The sequence below is a fragment of the Ralstonia pickettii genome, assembly GCF_000607165.1.
In the GTDB taxonomy this organism is placed as follows: Bacteria; Pseudomonadota; Gammaproteobacteria; order Burkholderiales; family Burkholderiaceae; genus Ralstonia; species Ralstonia holmesii.
Genome location: NZ_JFZG01000010.1, coordinates 56543 through 72920, shown reverse-complemented (window position 1 = coordinate 72920; position 16378 = coordinate 56543). Strand labels below are relative to the sequence as shown.

General features: G+C 64.9%; 16 protein-coding genes. 9 read left to right on the top strand and 7 right to left on the bottom strand.

Going from position 1 to position 16378, the window contains the following annotated elements:
* Positions 1-589: 589 nt before the first annotated feature.
* Complete coding sequence (locus BG83_RS29680; RefSeq protein WP_200869051.1) at positions 590-757, top strand: DUF6726 family protein; 168 nt, start codon at positions 590-592, stop codon at positions 755-757.
* A gap of 129 nt (positions 758-886) precedes the next feature.
* On the opposite strand, the gene BG83_RS0115625 is transcribed toward BG83_RS29680, so the two are convergent.
* Positions 887-1435 carry a GNAT family N-acetyltransferase gene (locus tag BG83_RS0115625; protein WP_235193204.1) on the bottom strand — a complete coding sequence of 183 codons (549 nt, stop codon included), beginning with the start codon at positions 1433-1435 and terminating at the stop codon, positions 887-889.
* Between the two features lie 159 nt (positions 1436-1594).
* Between BG83_RS0115625 and BG83_RS0115620 the strand changes: the two genes are divergently transcribed.
* The gene (locus tag BG83_RS0115620; protein WP_024977628.1) at positions 1595-2572 is read left to right on the top strand and encodes a DedA family protein/thiosulfate sulfurtransferase GlpE; all 978 of its coding nucleotides are present in this window, start codon (positions 1595-1597) and stop codon (positions 2570-2572) included.
* Positions 2573-2945: 373 nt separating this feature from the next.
* On the opposite strand, the gene BG83_RS0115615 is transcribed toward BG83_RS0115620, so the two are convergent.
* The 6 genes from BG83_RS0115615 to fliF form a co-directional block, all read right to left on the bottom strand.
* On the bottom strand, positions 2946-4520 hold the full coding sequence (locus BG83_RS0115615) for a flagellar hook-length control protein FliK (protein ID WP_024977627.1): 1575 nt from the start codon (positions 4518-4520) through the stop codon (positions 2946-2948).
* Between the two features lie 38 nt (positions 4521-4558).
* On the bottom strand, positions 4559-5023 hold the full coding sequence (gene fliJ / locus BG83_RS0115610) for a flagellar export protein FliJ (protein ID WP_024977626.1): 465 nt from the start codon (positions 5021-5023) through the stop codon (positions 4559-4561).
* Positions 5024-5131: 108 nt separating this feature from the next.
* The gene (gene fliI / locus BG83_RS0115600) at positions 5132-6580 is read right to left on the bottom strand and encodes a flagellar protein export ATPase FliI (RefSeq protein ID WP_024977625.1); all 1449 of its coding nucleotides are present in this window, start codon (positions 6578-6580) and stop codon (positions 5132-5134) included.
* A complete protein-coding gene (gene fliH / locus BG83_RS0115595; protein WP_024977624.1) occupies positions 6570-7307 on the bottom strand; it encodes a flagellar assembly protein FliH in 738 nt (245 codons plus the stop codon). Before fliH ends, fliI begins: the two co-directional genes overlap by 11 nt.
* Positions 7308-7342: 35 nt before the next feature.
* Positions 7343-8335: a flagellar motor switch protein FliG gene (gene fliG / locus BG83_RS0115590; protein ID WP_024977623.1), complete on the bottom strand. Its 993-nt coding sequence runs from the start codon at positions 8333-8335 to the stop codon at positions 7343-7345.
* Entirely contained in the window at positions 8332-10167 is a 1836-nt protein-coding gene (gene fliF, locus BG83_RS0115585; RefSeq protein WP_024977622.1) for a flagellar basal-body MS-ring/collar protein FliF, read from the bottom strand. The genes fliG and fliF overlap by 4 nt, the downstream gene beginning before the upstream one ends.
* A gap of 282 nt (positions 10168-10449) precedes the next feature.
* Here fliF and fliE point away from each other — a divergent pair, with 282 nt between their 5' ends.
* The 7 genes from fliE to BG83_RS0115550 are packed head-to-tail and all read left to right on the top strand — an operon-like array spanning position 10450 to position 16377.
* Positions 10450-10791 (top strand): flagellar hook-basal body complex protein FliE, encoded by a 342-nt coding sequence (gene fliE / locus BG83_RS0115580; RefSeq protein WP_024977621.1) that lies wholly within the window; start codon positions 10450-10452, stop codon positions 10789-10791.
* Between the two features lie 36 nt (positions 10792-10827).
* On the top strand, positions 10828-11937 hold the full coding sequence (locus BG83_RS0115575; RefSeq protein ID WP_024977620.1) for a glycosyltransferase family 2 protein: 1110 nt from the start codon (positions 10828-10830) through the stop codon (positions 11935-11937).
* A gap of 10 nt (positions 11938-11947) precedes the next feature.
* Positions 11948-12721, top strand: coding sequence for a glucose-1-phosphate cytidylyltransferase (gene rfbF / locus BG83_RS0115570; RefSeq protein ID WP_024977619.1), 774 nt, complete (start codon positions 11948-11950; stop codon positions 12719-12721).
* Positions 12706-13812 (top strand): CDP-glucose 4,6-dehydratase, encoded by a 1107-nt coding sequence (rfbG, locus tag BG83_RS0115565; RefSeq protein ID WP_024977618.1) that lies wholly within the window; start codon positions 12706-12708, stop codon positions 13810-13812. Before rfbF ends, rfbG begins: the two co-directional genes overlap by 16 nt.
* Positions 13809-14402 (top strand): dTDP-4-dehydrorhamnose 3,5-epimerase, encoded by a 594-nt coding sequence (rfbC, locus tag BG83_RS0115560; protein ID WP_024977617.1) that lies wholly within the window; start codon positions 13809-13811, stop codon positions 14400-14402. Before rfbG ends, rfbC begins: the two co-directional genes overlap by 4 nt.
* Positions 14399-15550: a DegT/DnrJ/EryC1/StrS family aminotransferase gene (locus BG83_RS0115555; protein WP_024977616.1), complete on the top strand. Its 1152-nt coding sequence runs from the start codon at positions 14399-14401 to the stop codon at positions 15548-15550. Before rfbC ends, BG83_RS0115555 begins: the two co-directional genes overlap by 4 nt.
* The gene (locus BG83_RS0115550) at positions 15535-16377 is read left to right on the top strand and encodes a phytanoyl-CoA dioxygenase family protein (protein ID WP_024977615.1); all 843 of its coding nucleotides are present in this window, start codon (positions 15535-15537) and stop codon (positions 16375-16377) included. Before BG83_RS0115555 ends, BG83_RS0115550 begins: the two co-directional genes overlap by 16 nt.
* The last annotated feature ends 1 nt before the right edge of the window (position 16378 follow it).

The window sequence follows — 16378 nt, the reverse complement described above, 5'->3', positions numbered from 1 at the left end:
GGGTGTACGGGTCGAACTTGTCGCCAGCCTTGGCGCCGTCCGAGTACACGTCGAAGCGTTGGCTGATTTGCGCAGCACCTTGCGTGTACACGTCAAACTTGGCTGCGGCCAGTGCCGGCACGCTTGCCAGGGCGATCAAGGCAGCGATCAGGGTGCGTTGGGCTTTCATGATGTCTTCTCCAGATGGGCGCAGCGCGTCAGGCAGGTGATCCGGGCATTTCCTGGATCTTCTTTTTCGCTGCGGCGCCGCATTCGATGGAGTCATCGTAGGCGAGGCTGTTCAGACAATAAATGTCGCGACAGACAATTTATTGTTGCGATATGTGAAATTACGGGAAAACCCGCATCAACAGTGGCTTTGCGGCCTGGAGAAAAGGCTGGCAGGAAAATTTGCGCAAACAAAGAATGTGACTTTTTCACCCAAAGTCAGCGTTGTACGGCTTTCGAACGGATTTTATTGTTGCGCTCTGATGCATCGCATCATGGTTTTGAGACCCGCACAGATTGTCATTTCCCGATACAAACGCGCACAGGTTGGCGAATGACTCTGTGTCACACTGCCCGGCATTCGCTTTCAAACCCACCCACGATGAAACGCCTTCTGCTCGCTGTGTCCTTGCTTGGTGTTGCTCTCCTTTCGGGCTGCGGCGTAGTGGCCGCGCCGTGCCGCGTGGCATCTGCGGGCCTGAAGATGGTGCCGCTGGTCGGGCATGTGGCGGCCGCGCCCACTGACGCCTGCGCCGACATCATCGATTGAGCGCAGTGACCAATAGCCTCTGAATTGGGCTCAAAACTGTGATGCGTTCCGGAGGAGTCAACGCTGGCCTTCTCGACTACTTTGGTTTTTCGCTGAACCTCTTTGATTGGTTCAGCTAGCGCCCTCACCTCACAAGACTCTCTGCATCAGCAAACAATCCAGCCAGCGTCCAAACTTGTAGCCCACCGCCTCCAGCACGCCCACTTCCCGAAACCCGCAGCGCGCGTGCAACTTGGCTGATCCCGGGTTTTCGCGGCCGCCGCCCACCACCGCCACCATCTGCTTGAAACCGCGCGTCTGGCATTCCCGGATGAGCGCCTCCAGCAGCAACGTCCCAACGCCCCGCCCTTGCGCTGCAGTGTCAAGATAGATGGAGTCTTCCACCGTATGGCGATATGCGGGCCGAGCACGATGCGGGCCGGCATACGCGTAGCCGAGCAGCGCACCGCCGGCTTCGGCCACAACGTAGGGCATGCCGGCATCCTGCAGTACGTGAAAGCGGCGCGTCATCTCGGCCAGATCGGGGGCGTCGATCTCAAAGCTGGCGGTGCCGGTCTGCACGTGATGTGCGTAGATGCCGACGATGGTCGGCAAATCCGCCACGGTAGCCGGACGAATGGCGATGGCACCAGATTCATGCACGGAAGGGGCAGCGTCGATGGGCATTGCAGAAGACATGGCGACAGGATTCAGAAGCGGTATGAAGCGTTCATTGTCACGCCAATTCCACACGAACCCCATATCACCGAGCGCATTCCGGTGACATGGCTATCGGGCGGCGCCGGAATGCGGTAACTTGGCGGACGCTTTCGCCCCCCCCGCCGCGCCCCTCCTGCCATGCATGACCTGTTTCCCCTGATCGCCGAATACGGCGCGTTTGCCGTGTTCCTCAATGTGCTGCTGACGCAAGCCGGTGCACCGCTGCCGGCCGTGCCGACGCTGCTGGTGGCCGGCGCGCTCACGTTCAATGGACCGCTCTACCTGATGGAGCTGGCGCCCGCCGCCGTGTCAGGCGCACTCCTGGGCGACGGCCTATGGTACTTCGCAGGCAAGCGCTATGGCCGGCACGTCATGGCATTGCTGTGCCGCGTATCGCTGTCGCCCGATTCCTGCGTGCGACGCACGCGCACGCAGTTCGAGCGCTGGGGCGCGCCGATGCTACTCATTGCGAAGTTCGTTCCGGGTTTGTCGACGGTGTCGTCTGCGCTGCTGGGCACAATGCGCACACCGTTCAGCACGTTTGCGCTGTACAACCTCGTGGGCTCGGCAGCTTGGGCAACGCTCTGGCTGATGCTGGGCCGCGTGGCGCATGACAGCATCGACCAGGCGCTGCGCCAGCTCGACCAGCTCGGCACGCGTGCCGTACTGCTGATCGCGTTGCTTGCAGCGGTGTATGTGGCAGCGCGCTGGCTGCAGCGCTGGCGCTTTCGCAAGATGCTGGAGATGGCGCGCATTTCGCCCGATGAGCTGCACGCACTCATCGAATCAGGCGCGGCCCCCGTCATCATCGACGTGCGCGCCGACAGCTCGCGCATGCTGCAGCCGCAACGCATTCCGGGGGCGATGCTGTACGACATGTCCGCCAGCCACCGCGCGATCGAGATTGATGGCCCCGACCGCGAGATCATCATCTACTGCGCCTGCCCCAACGAGGCGTCTGCCGTGATGCTGGCGCGCACGCTGATGGGACGCGGCTTCAAGCGCGTGCGTCCGCTGCATGGCGGTATCGATGCGTGGGTGGCACGCGGCTACGGCGTGGAGCACGTGGTGTCGGTCACGCCCGCCACACTGGCAACGGCCGAGGCGGGCGCCTGAGGCTTCTCCACGTAGCGGCTCAACGACGAAGCCCGCACACAAAAACAAAAAGCGCACCTCGCGGTGCGCTCTCCCGTAAGTACGGCAAACATGCGGTGCGCCAGCCCCCCGGCTCGGACACCCCGCATCGGTCCGTGTGCATCCGCCCGTGGACGGATGTGGCGAAATGATCCCCGTTTGATCCCTTCTTCGCCAGTCGGACTTGACCCCCTTGTTATTCATTTGCAACGCTGCCGCATCAAACGTATGCGCAGCGTGCTCGCGTTGTTATTTCCCGTCCTTCTTTCGTTGCCTTGCGGCTGGCCATTTATGCATGGCACTCCTGCGTACTAACGGCCGGCTGGCATCAAACTTTAGGCACCGCCGGTAATCGTCACGCGAATGTATCGATCGCGCCTTCGTGGCTGGAAACACGGCGCGGCGCCACCGTCGACGTATCGGCGCGGTCTTGCGAGCCGCCGCTGCCATAGCGGCTGCCGCTGCCCCCGTTGCCCGAACCGCTGCCTTGGTTTTGCGCCGACGAGCCTTGCGATGCGCTCTGCTGCTGGCTGAAGTCACCCGTGCTGACGGACGTTTGCGCAAGCTGCATCCCGCCTTGCTGCATGGCGTCGCGCAGGCGCGGCATGGCGTCCTGAACGAGTTCGGCCACGGCCTGGTGCTGGCAGACAAAGCTTGCGTTGACGGCGCCGTTGTCCACTTCCAGCTTGACGTGCATGCCGCCCAGCTCGGCCGGGTTCAACTGCAGCTCGGCTGACGATTGGCGATGCACCTGCATGAACGCGAGCTGGCTGGCCATGCTCTGCGGCCATGCAGCATCGCCAAAGGTGGGCAGCGTGTGGACTTGCTGCGGCGTGATCGACGCACCCGCCGTTGCGCCTGCGTTGACGCCACTCACCGCAAAGGTCGGTGCGGCCATGCCCGCGTCGCCATTGGCACGCGACAGCACGCCCTGGAACTGCATACCGTTGCCCTGCGCATTGGCTTGCGTGCCAGCGTTGTCCGTATTGCCGCTGTTACCGCCATTGCTGGCGTGGCTGGTGGCATCGGTCACGGCGGCGGTTGCCGGTTGCGCAACGGTGCTGTGTGCGTTCAGGTCGGTGCGGCGCGGCAGGCCGCGGTCGGCATTGGTGCCCTGTGCAGACGACGTGCTGCCGAGTTGGCGCACGGTGGCCGGCGTGTTGTCGGCAACGGCGCGCGTGCGGGCCATGGTCTGGGCCAGCGTGCCGCTGTCGGGCAGCGCGGTGGCGGGCGGCGTCGGCGTGTTTGCGGCGTTGGCTTTGGCGTCCTTGGCGGCGGGCAATCCGGCTTGGCCGGCTTGTGCCGTCGTGGCCGGGTCAGCGGCGCCCTGCGTCCCGTTGGCTGCAGCATTTGCGGCGGCCAGTGCGGCGGCGTCATTTGCGGACGATTTGCTCGCGACCGGCGTCGTCGCGTCGGCATCGGCGTTGGTATTCGATTGGGCAGCGGGCTGGGCAACCGGTTGTTGCGCAACTGCGGCCTGCTGCGCGGCCTGGCGTGCGGCCTCGATCTGGGCAGCCAGTTGTGCAGCCGGGTCAACCACGGCCTGCTGCGCCGCGGTATCGAGATCCTTGGCGGCAGGCAGCGCCGGCTTGGCGCTGGCCGTATCGGCGGTGCTGCTGGCCGGCGTGGTATTGGCCTGCGCCGGCGTGTTGGCATCGGCCGGATTGGCATCCTGATCGTTGCGCGCGGCGCCGTTGCGTGCGACGTCCTTGCGGGCGATATCGGCACGGCGGCCGGCATCGTCGGCGGCGGATTGCGCATCGGCGCGACGGCGCGCGGCGTCCTGGGCCAGTCGGTCCGACAACAGGTTGCCGAAGGTATCGGTGCCCGACGAGGAGGCCTGTGTCTTATCGGCGGCGGCAGTGTTGCCGGCCGACAGCATGGCGCCCAGGTCCTTGGCGGCGGCATTGGGGGTGGCACTCAAGCCCACGTTGACTCCATCTTGCGACTGCGTGTTCGCGTTGGTCTTCAATTGCCGCCCTGCGCCGCACGCATGCGGATCACCTTGGCGGCGTGTTCATCGTTGTCGCGCTGGGCACGGCGTTCTTCGTCCAGGCGCTGCTCTTCAATATGGCGCTGGCGCAGGATGTCGAACGACTGCTCGCGGCGCTGCTTTTCCAGCCAGTTGGCACGGCTCATTGCAAGCTGCTGCTCCAGCGAGTTGATGGTGCCCTTCTGCTGATGCACGGCATTGCCCAGGCGGTCGATAAAGGCCGCGTAGTTGCGCAGGCGCGTGATGTCCATGCCGCCTTCGGCGGTGCTCAGCATCTGCTGGTGGTAGTTGTTGCGGTAGTCGGACAGCAGCGCCAGCTTTTGCGTGGCAGCCTCGCGCGTGTTCATCAGGCGGCCGACTTCCTGCGTGGCTTTCTCGGTGTCCTTCTGGGCCAGTTCCAGCACAGTTTCGAGGCGGAACGGCTTGTTCATGGTGGTCATCGGTAGACCCTCCAGCTTCCCGTTACATCAACCCATCGGACGCAAACCCGGCGGCTTTAGCCTCCGGCTTGCGCAACGCCTGCGGTTTCACAGTGTTAAGCGAGCACATCACGCGAGCACTCCCTGCATCTTCTCCAGCGTGTGCTCGCGGCTTTCGTTTTCGAACATGCCCTGCTGCAGGAACGCTTCCATGTCGGGGTAGCGCGCGATGGCCTGGTCGGTCACCGGGTCGCTGCCACGCGCGTAAGCGCCCACGGCAATCAGGTCTCGGTTGCGCTGGTAGCGGGCATAGAGCTGCTTGAAGCGGCGGGCCGTGTCGAGCTGCTCGCGCGGCACGATGGCCGACATCACGCGGCTGATCGACTGTTCGATATCGATGGCGGGGTAGTGGCCCTGCTCGGCCAGCTTGCGCGAAAGCACGAAGTGACCGTCCAGAATGGCACGCGCCGCATCGGCAATCGGATCCTGCTGGTCATCGCCTTCGGCCAGCACGGTGTAAAACGCGGTGATGGAGCCGCCGCGCCCGTTGGCATCCACCATGCCGTTACCGGCACGCTCGACCAGCGCGGGCAGCTTGGCAAACGCCGAGGGCGGATAGCCCTTCGTGGCCGGCGGTTCGCCGATGGCCAGGGCGATCTCACGCTGCGCCATGGCATAGCGCGTGAGTGAATCGACGATCAGCAGCACGTTGCAGCCGCGGTCGCGGAAGTACTCGGCAATGGTGTGGGCGTAAGCGGCGCCCTGCAGGCGCATCAATGGCGAGGTGTCGGCCGGCGCGGCCACCACGGCCGAGCGTGCCATGCCTTCGTCGCCAAGAATCTCGTCGATGAATTCCTTCACTTCGCGGCCGCGCTCGCCGATCAGCCCCACCACCACCACGTCGGCTTCGGTGTAGCGGGCCATCATGCCCAGCAACACGCTCTTACCCACGCCGGAGCCGGCGAACAGACCCAGACGCTGGCCCTGGCCGACGGTCAGCAGACCGTTGATGGCGCGCACGCCCACGTCGAGCACATGCTCGATCGGCTTGCGCTTGAGCGGGTTCAGCGGTGCCGGGTTCAATGTGCCCCAGGCCAGGTCTTCATGCGCGCCCAGCGGCCCCTTGCCGTCGAGTGGCTCGCCGTTGGCGTCCACCACACGGCCCAGCAGGCGCGGACCCACGGGCAGGAACTTGCTGTGTGAAATCGTCGGGTTGGCGCCGTCTTCGCTCGTCACCGGCAGGCGTTGCGGCTCCAGCGGAAACACGCGCGCGCCGGGCACCACGCCCACCAGATCGGTTTGCGGCATCAGGAAGGCGCGCTCTTCAGCAAAGCCCACCACTTCGGCCAGCACGTGCCGGCCGTGCGGCAGTTCCACGCGACAGGCGCTGCCCACCGGCAGCTTCAGGCCAACGGCTTCCATGACCAGGCCGGCCACACGCGTGAGCTTGCCGCACGTCACCACCGGGCGTGCCAGACGCGCACGCTGCGCGGTCTGCTGCAGGTGGGCTTGCCACATGCGCACGTTGGGATTGTTGGCGGCGTTCTGCGCTGCCGGCTGCATGGTCTCAGGCGACATGGAGTGCGCCCCCTGCCACGCGTTCGGCTTCCGCGCGCTCGCTGGCAAGCCATGCCGTATCGCGGCCCAGCGCGCGGGTCAGTTCGGCCCAGCGGGTTTGCAGCGTGGCATCGGTTTCGCCAAAGCGGGTCTGCACGCGGCAGCCGCCGCGCTCGATGGCTGCATCGACGATGAGCGTCCAGCCGGCGGCGGCCAGCTCAGTGCCCAGCATCTGGCGGATCAGCTCTGCATCATCGGCATGCACGCGCAGCATGGCGGGCGCCGGTGCGGTGGGCGCGTCGCCCAGCACTTCGCGAATCAGCGGCAGGATGCGTTCGGGCTGCGCATGCAGCGCGCCGCGCAGAAACTGCTGCGCCAGTTGCAGCGCCAGATCGACCAGCTCTTCGGCAACGCTGCCGTTCAGTTGGTCGATCGCATCGCGCACGGATTGCATCAGCGTGGCGATGTGCTTTGAGTCTTCCTCACCCTGGCGGCGGCCTTGTTCAAAGCCATCCTGAAAGCCTTGCGCAAAGCCATCGCGGCGGCCTTCGTCGCGGGCGGTGGCAAGCTCCGCGTCAAGCGCGGCCTGCCATTCCTCTTCGGAAATCGGCGGCTCTTCAGGCTCGGGCGGCGGCGGGGGCGGCGCGGCTGCAGCGGCGGCCAGCGCTGCCTGTCGCTCGAAGTCGGTCGGCTCCCACGGCTGGCAGTTGACCAGCGTATCGCGCGGGATGATCGGCGGGCGCGGCATCTCAGCGCTCCGTCACAACATGGCAACCAGTGCGGTCAGACATAAGCGTCCTCCGCCTTGCGGCCGATCGTGATCTCGCCTTCGTCGGCCAGGCGGCGCGCAACGACCAGGATTTCCTTTTGTTGCGCTTCGACTTCCGACACCTTGACCGGGCCGAGCACTTCCAGCTCTTCCTTGAGCATCGTGCCGGCACGCTGCGACATGTTGGCGAACACCTTGTCGCGGAACTCCTGCTTGGCGCCCTTGAGGGCCACCACCAGAACGTCCTGGCTGATCTCACGCAGCAGCGTCTGCAGCGCACGGCCGTCCAGATCGATCAGGTTGTCGAACACAAACATCTTCTCGACGATGGCGTCGGCCAGTTCCGGATCGCGCGAGCGCACGCCTTCGATGACGGAGCTTTCCACGGCACTCGGCACCAGGTTGAGGATTTCCGCTGCCGTGAGCACGCCGCCCATCGCGTTCTTCTTGCGATGGTCGTTGCCTTGCAGCAGCTTGGTCAGCACGTCGTTCAGCTCACGCAGGGCGCTGGGCTGGATGCCGTCGAGCGTGGCGATACGCAGGATGGTGTCGTTGCGCAGGCGCTCGGTGAAATAGGTCAGGATTTCCGATGCCTGATCGCGATCCAGGTGGACCAGGATCGTGGCGATGATCTGCGGGTGTTCGTTGCGGATCAGCTCCGCCACCGACGATGCATCCATCCACTTGAGGCCTTCAATGCCGCTGGTGTCACCGCCCGACAGAATGCGGTCGATGATGTTGGCGGCGCGGTCGTCGCCCAGTGCCTTGCGGAAGACGGTGCGGATGTACTCGTTGGAATCCACGTCCAGCGGCAGGTCTTCGGCTTCGATGAAGAACGCGTCAAAGGCGTCCAGCACACGCTCGCGCGACACGTTCTTCAGCGCGGCCATGGTGGCGCCCAGCTTCTGCACTTCGCGCGGGCCCAGGTGCTTGAGCACTTCGGCGGCTTCGCTTTCGCCCAGCGACATCATGAGGATGGCGCTGCGTTGGAGTCCTTCGGCGCTCATTCGTTACTCACCCATTGTTTGATGACGGCCGCGACTGCTCGCGGATTGCTCTGCGCCACGCGGCGCATGGTCTCGAGCTTCTTCTCGAAGTCGTTGTTCTTGAGTTGCGGCAGCGCGTCCGGCATATCTTCGGAATCGGCGCCGGCAGCCGCCGGGCCTTCCAGCTCAGGCCCGGCCGAAGCCGCGGCACCGGTGATGATCGGAGCGTTCGGATCTTCGCCTTCACGGCCGACGAAGGTGGGCGTGGCTGCCTCGGCCTTCTTGCCCATCGAGCGGATCGCCGGGCGGATCACAGCGAACACCAGGATCAGGAAGCCGATTGCCAGCGCCAGATACTTGGCGGCCTGGATGGCGTACTGGATCATCTCCGGCTGCTTCCACAGCGGCAGGTCGTCCTTGGCCATCGGCAGCGTGCCAGAGAACTGGCTGTTGACCACGTTCACGGAGTCGCCGCGCTTGGCGTCAAAACCCACGGCATCCTTGACCAGCGCGTTGAGATTGGCCATCTCGGCTTGCGACAACGGCTTCCAGGTCTTGCCGTCGCCACGGTAGTTGACCACCACGGCCACCGACAGGCGGCGCACGGTGCCCACTGCGGCGCGGGTGCGGCGCACGGTCTTGTCGACTTCGTAATTGGTCGTGGTGTCGCGGGTGCTCGACGAATTGCCGCTGGTTGCGGTACCGCTCGTGTTGGCGGCCGCCGCTTGTTGCGGTTGACCATTCGGGCCGGTTGCGGCCGGTTGCGACGCCGAGGCCGGAGCCGGTGCGGTCGGCAACATGCGCGGTGCGGTTGGCGGTTGGTTGGACAGCGCGCCGGGCACGCCGCCCTGTGCGTCGGCCTTGTTCTGCGTGGCTTCAGCGGTGTGCGTGCTGCGCACGGCTGCGTTGGCCGGGTCCTGGTTCGGACGATACGTCTCGGCCATCTGCTCGGTGTTGTCCAGATCGACGTCGGCCGTCACCTGCGCACGCACGTTGTCTTCGCCCACCACGGGGCCCAGGATGGCTTCGATACGCTTGATATAACCCTGCTCGACGTCGCGCACGTAGCTCAGTTGCGTCGGGTCGAGGCCCGAGGCGTTGTCCTGGAACGACGACGACAGCAGGCGGCCCGATTGGTCGACCACCGTCACGTTGGCCAGCGGCAGGTTCGGCACGCTGCTCGACACCAGGTGGCCAATGGCCTGCACCTGCGAGCGGTCAAGCATGCGGCCCGGATACAGCTTGAGCAGCACCGACGCGCTGGGCTTGGCCTGCTCACGCACGAACACCGACGGCTTGGTCATGGCCAGATGCACGCGGGCGGACTGCACCTCCTGCATGGCCTGGATGGTGCGAGCCAGCTCGCCTTCCAGGGCGCGCTGGTAATTGACTTGCTCGGCAAACTGGCTGGTGCCGAATTTCTGGTTCTCCATCAGCTCGAAACCGGCTTGGCCACCCTTGGGCAGACCTTGCGAAGCGAGCTTCAGACGGGCTTCATGCACGCTCGTCTCGGGCACCATGATGGCGGTGCCGCCTTCGGCAAAGCGATACGGCACGTTCATTTGCTGCAGCGCAGCGATGATCGCCCCACCGTCGCTGTCGGACACATTGCTGTACAGGACGCGGTAGTCCGGCGCACGGCTCCACAGCATCGCGGCGGCAATGACGGCCACCAGCGCGGCACCGCCGATCATCATCAGCAGACGCGGCGACAGACGGCCGAGCGGGCCCAGGGCGCCCAGCGCACCTGCACCTCCCGCTTTCTGACGCGTCATCGCGCCCTGGCCCACCGCCGGCATATCCACCGTACCGAGCGTGTCGGCGACAGCAACCGAATCGGCTGTCGTTGGCATCCCAAATCTCCTGACTGACTACGTTGCTTGAGCGCTCACCCAATGTCTGGGCATGGCTCCGTGGTTGCCATTATCGGCAGTGGGTGCGCAAGCAAATCGGCAAGAAGAGGGCCTTTTCCCGTTCTTTTGGGCGCTTGGGAACCGCGGGCGGGCGGCTACCTTTGCATCACCGTGGCGCCATAGCGACCAACCGGCCGGGGCGGAAAGCCCTCAAGAAAGCCGGCCCAGGCAGCTAAGCAACGGCGCCGCAAGCAAGACAGAGCAAAGAGGAGCTTTCTTCACATGGATATTACAAACGCCAATTCAGTGGTCTCGCTGATGAACAGCGTGCTGGCACCGTCCAGCACGGTGGGCGGCATTGGCGCGGGCGGCGCGGCCTCTGGCGACGGCGCCAAGGTCAGCGTTGACTTCGGCGCGGTGCTCAAGTCGTCGCTGGACCGGGTCGACGCGTCGCAGCAGAAGGCTGAATCCGTTTCGCGCAGCTTCGAAATGGGCAACAACGACGTGGATCTGCACGACGTGATGCTCTCGCTGCAGAAAGCCAACATCGACATGCAGACCGCGGTGCAGGTGCGCAACAAGTTCGTCTCGGCGTACCAGAGCATCATGAGCATGTCGATCTGACGTCACTTTTTCTAGGCTTCTTTTTCTTCGCGCCGCATGTCCAAACACGCCAAACACCGCGCCAAGCCCGCCCGGGGCAGTCTTGCGCTGGTCGTCATCGCCCGCGACGAGGCCGCCTGCATCGAACGCTGCCTGATGAGCGCCAAGCGGCACGTCGATCGCATGATCGTGCTGGATACCGGCTCGACCGACGACACCGTGGCGATTGCCAAGGCGTGCGGTGCCCAGGTGCACCATTTCACGTGGGTGGATGATTTTTCCGCCGCCCGCAATGCCGCGCTGGACGCCGCCAATGCGGACTGGAACCTCGTGCTGGACGCCGACGAATGGATTGAAAGCGGCACGGACGAGCTGCGCGACGCCTGCACCTTCGGCCCGTTGCTGGGCGTGGTGTGCATCCGCAGCGGGTTTGAAGTCTCGGGCAAGGTGGAGCAATCCAACAGCTGGATCGCGCGCCTGCTGCCGCGCGGCGTGCGCTACAAGGGCCGTATCCACGAGCAGCCCGATGCCGACCTGCAACGGGTGCGCCTGCCGCTGGTGATCGGCCACGACGGCTACCTGGACGTCAAGCTCGACAAGAAGCGCGGACGCAACCACACCCTGCTGCAGCTGGAGCTGGCCGCGCGCCCGGACGATCCGTACGTGCTCTACCAGCTCGGCAAGGATTTCCAGATCAACCAGGGCGACGCCGCCCAGGCCGCAACGCATTACCGGCGCGCCGTGGCGACGGCACCCAAGCAGTCGCCCTATCGGCACGACCTGTGTATCTGCCTGCTGGCCTGCCTGAGCCAGACGGGGCAACTGGACGAGGCCATCACCCTTGCCGGTGAGTGGATGGACGAATGGTCCGGCTCGCCAGACTACTTCTACCTGCTCGGCCACCTGATGTTTGAAGCCGCCGCAAAACACCCGGCCGAGGCCGAGAAACAGTGGCTGCCGATGGCGGAAAACGCCTTCCTCAAGTGCCTGGAGATTGGCGAGCAGCCCAAGCTGGACGCCGCCGTGTTCGGGCGCGGCAGCTTTGCCGCCGCAAAGTACCTGGCGCTGACCTACCGCGCCCTGGCCGACACGCTGGCCATCAAGTCGAACCAATATTCCGACCTCGCGCGGCAGATGCAGGAACGCAGCGCAGTCGCCGCCGCATGAGCACGCAATCATGAAGACAGTCATCCTGGCCGGGGGCCTCGGCACGCGCATCAGCGAGGAATCGCACCTGCGGCCCAAGCCGATGATCGAGATTGGTGGCCGCCCGATCCTGTGGCACATCATGAAGATCTATGCCGCCCACGGCATCAACGACTTCATCATTTGCCTCGGTTACAAGGGCTACGTGATCAAGGAGTACTTCGCCAACTACTTCCTGCACATGTCGGACGTGACGTTCGATATGTCGAAGAACGAAGTGACCGTGCACGAACGCCACGCCGAGCCCTGGCGCGTCACGCTGGTCGACACGGGCGAACAATCGCAGACCGGCGGGCGCCTGAAGCGCGTGGCCGCCTATCTGGACCCGAACGAGCCGTTCTGCTTCACCTACGGCGACGGCGTGTCCGACATCGACATCACCAGCAAGATCGCCTTCCACCGCGAGCACGGCAAGATGGCCACCGTGACGGCCGTGCAGCCGCCTGGCCGCTACGGCATGCTCCAGCGCGACGGCGCACGCGTGACCGGCTTTACTGAAAAGCCTCCCGGCGACGGCGGTAGCTGGATCAACGGCGGCTTCTTCGTGCTCAATCCGTCGGTGATCGAATACATCGCAACCGAAGACACGCCGTGGGAAGGCGCGCCAATGGCACGCCTGGCCGAGATGGGCGAACTGAACACGTTCGAGCACCACGGCTTCTGGCAGCCGATGGACACGCTGCGCGACAAGAACAGTCTGGAAGCCCTTTGGCAAGCGGGGAGTGCACCGTGGAAAAAGTGGTGACGCTCGACCCGCGTGCGTGGGCTGGCAAGCGCGTCTTTCTGACCGGGCATACCGGTTTCAAGGGCAGCTGGCTTGCGCTGTGGCTGCGCCAGCTTGGCGCCGAAGTGTACGGCTACAGCCTGGCCCCGGAAACAACGCCGAATCTGTTCACGGCTGCTGACGTGGAACCTGCATTGGCCGGTCACACGCTGGCGGATATCCGCGATGCGGACACCCTGCGTACCGCGATGACAGCAGCGCGGCCCGATGTGGTGTTCCATCTCGCGGCGCAACCGCTCGTGCGCGCGTCGTACAACGACCCGGCCGGCACCTACGCCACCAATGTGATGGGCACCGTGAACGTGCTGGAAGCCGCGCGCGGCTGCACGAACCTGGCTGCCATCGTGGTGGCCACCACCGACAAGTGCTACGACAACCGCGAGTGGGCCTGGGGCTACCGCGAGACCGATGCGCTCGGCGGCCATGACCCGTACAGCGCATCGAAGGCCTGCGCCGAACTGGTCGCCGCAAGCTACCGGCGTGCCTTCTTCGCCAACGGCCCGCTGCTGGCCACGGGCCGCGCAGGCAATGTGATCGGCGGCGGCGACTGGTCGGAAGACCGGCTCATCCCCGATGCCGAGCGCGCGATGCGTGCCGGTACCCCGCTGATCATCCGCTCGCCGCACGCTACGCGGCCGTGGCAGCACGTTCTGGATTGCCTGCATGGTTACCTGGTGCTCGCGCAACGGCTGCTGGCCGGTGACGCAGCCTGCGCGACCGCCTGGAATTTCGGCCCGGACAGCGCCGCCACGCGCACGGTCGAACAGGTCTTGCAAGGCTTGCAACACCATTGGCCCGCGCTGATCTGGCAACTGGACGCCAATGCCGCCACCGGCAAGCACGAGGCCGGCATGCTGCATCTGGACGCCAGCCGGGCACGCCAGCAGCTAGGCTGGCAGACGGCGTGGCCGTTCGAGACCGCGCTGGAACAGACCGCCGCGTGGTATCGGCATCTGCATGAAAAGACGGCGAGCGCACGCGCGCTGTGTGACCAACAGATCGACCGCTTCACCGCCGTCGCGTCTGCTGCCACATCCAGGAGCGCCGCATGAGCCGTTTCACCATCCAACCGACACCGCTGGCCGGCGTGGCTGAAATCACCCGCAAGGTCATGGGTGACCATCGCGGGTACTTCACGCGCTTCTTCTGTGCAGAGGAACTCGCTGCCGCCGGCTTCGACAGCCCGGTCGCGCAAATCAACCATTCCTATTCGGCCAAGCGCGGCACCGTGCGCGGGCTGCACTTTCAATACCCGCCGCATGCCGAGATCAAACTCGTGAGCTGCGTGCGTGGCCGTGTGTTCGATGTGGCCGTTGACTTGCGTGCGGGTTCGCCAACGTTCCTGCAATGGCATGCGGTGGAGTTGTCAGCCGAACGCCACAACAGCCTGCTGGTGCCGCGCGGGTTCGCCCACGGCTTCCAGGCGCTGGAAGACGATTGCGAGTTGCTCTATCTGACCTCGACGCCATACGCGCAAGCCGCCGAAGACGGGCTCAACCCGACCGACAGCCGCTTAGGCATCGCCTGGCCGCTCGACATTACCGAATGCTCCGACCGGGACCGCAACCATCCACCGCTGACCGACGCGTTTGCGGGCATCACGTTGCGTGCCCTGAATCCTGAACTGCAGGAACAGCCATGACCCAGAAGATTCTGTACTCCAAGCCGTCGATCACCGAGCTGGAAGTCGAATACGCCACCGACGCCGCACGCAACGGCTGGGGCGACCAGTGCTACGCCTACATCAACCGCTTTGAAAAGCAGTTTGCCGAGTTTGTCGGCACGCAATACGCCATTGCCACATCAAGCTGCACGGGTGCCATGCACATGGGCCTGGCAGCCCTCGGCATCGGCGCCGGCGATGAGGTGATCCTGGCCGACACCAACTGGATCGCTACGGCATCGCCCATCACTTACGTGGGCGCCACGCCGGTATTTGTCGACATCCTGCCCGACACGTGGTGCCTGGACCCGGCGCTCGTGGAAGCGGCCATTACGCCGCGCACGAAAGCGATCATCGCCACGCACCTCTACGGCAACCTGTGCGAGATGGACCGCCTGCTGGACATCGGCAAGCGCCACGGCATTCCTGTTATCGAAGACGCAGCCGAAGCCATTGGCTCGCGCTGGCACGGGCATGCAACGGGCGCGCAAGGCATCTTCGGCACGTTCTCGTTTCATGGCACCAAGACCATGACGACGGGCGAAGGCGGCATGTTCGTCACGAACGACCGCGCGCTGTACGACCGCGTGATGACGTTGAACAACCATGGCCGCGTGCCCGGCGGCAAACAGTTCTGGTCTGACTTCATCGGCTTCAAGTACCGCATTTCCAACGTGCAGGCCGCCATCGGCTGCGCGCAGCTCGAGCGCATCGATGCACTGGTTGCACGCAAGCGCGAGATCTTTGCCGAGTATCAGGCGCACCTTGGCGGCGTTGCCGGCCTTGCACTGAACCCCGAGGCACCCGGCACGCTCAACAGCTACTGGATGCCCACCGTGGTGTTTGACGAAGCGCTGGGCATGACGCGCGATGGCCTGCTGGCCGCGTTCTCGCGCCGCGGCATCGATGCACGCGTGTTCTTCTATCCGCTGAGCGAGACCGAGTTGTTCGGCACGTCCGCCGCCACTGCACGCCACAACGCGCCCAACAGCTACGCGATTGCCGAGCGCGCCATCAACCTGCCGTCGTATCACGACATGTCGAGCGAGAACATCGAGACGGTGTGCAACGTGGTGCTCGATCTCGTGCGCGAACATCAGGAGAAGCTGGCATGCCTGGCATCCTGAGCCCCGATCAGATCGAGACCTTCCAGCGCGACGGCCTGCTGATCCTGCGCGACTTTTACGCGCCGTCGCAGGTGGAGCCGATTCAGCGAGCGATCTACGACATCATCGGTCTGGTGATCGACAAATACCGTCTCGACATCGAGCGCGCACCGTTTGCGCCGGAACGATTCGACGACGGTTATCAGGCCGTCATCCAAGCCAATCGCAAATACGGCGCCGAGGTGTACGACGCCGTCAAGCAGATCCCCGCGTTTGTCCGCCTGCTGGGCGACGAGCGCCATGAGCAGCTCGTTCGGATCGTGCGCCCCGGCGCACTGCCGGGCATTGCGCACGCTGGCTCCGGCATCCGCATCGACAACCCGCGTGAAGAGAAATTTCGCGCCAACTGGCATCAGGAATATCCCGCCCAGTTGCGCAGCCTTGACGGTGTGGTGTTCTGGAGCCCGCTGGTGGAGATCACGCCCGAGATCGGGCCAGTGGAGTTCTGCCCCGGCTCGCACGTAGAAGGCCCGCTGCCCGTCTTCAGCGCGGACCCGGACAACGCCGGCAAGCAAGGCGCCTATGCATTGCTGATCAAGGACGAGGCGAGCTACCTCGCGCGCTATCCGCATGTGCAACCGCTGACCAAGCCGGGCGATCTGGTGATGGTCGACTTCCTGGTGCTGCACGCCTCCGGCCACAACACGAGCCAGCGCTCGCGCTGGTCGATGCAGTTCCGCTACTTCAATTTCTGCGAGCCGACCGGGCGCTCGCACGGCTGGAAGGGCTCGTACGCCAATGGCGTCGACTTCCGTACCGTTCACCCCGAACTCTCCGTGGAAGCCTGAC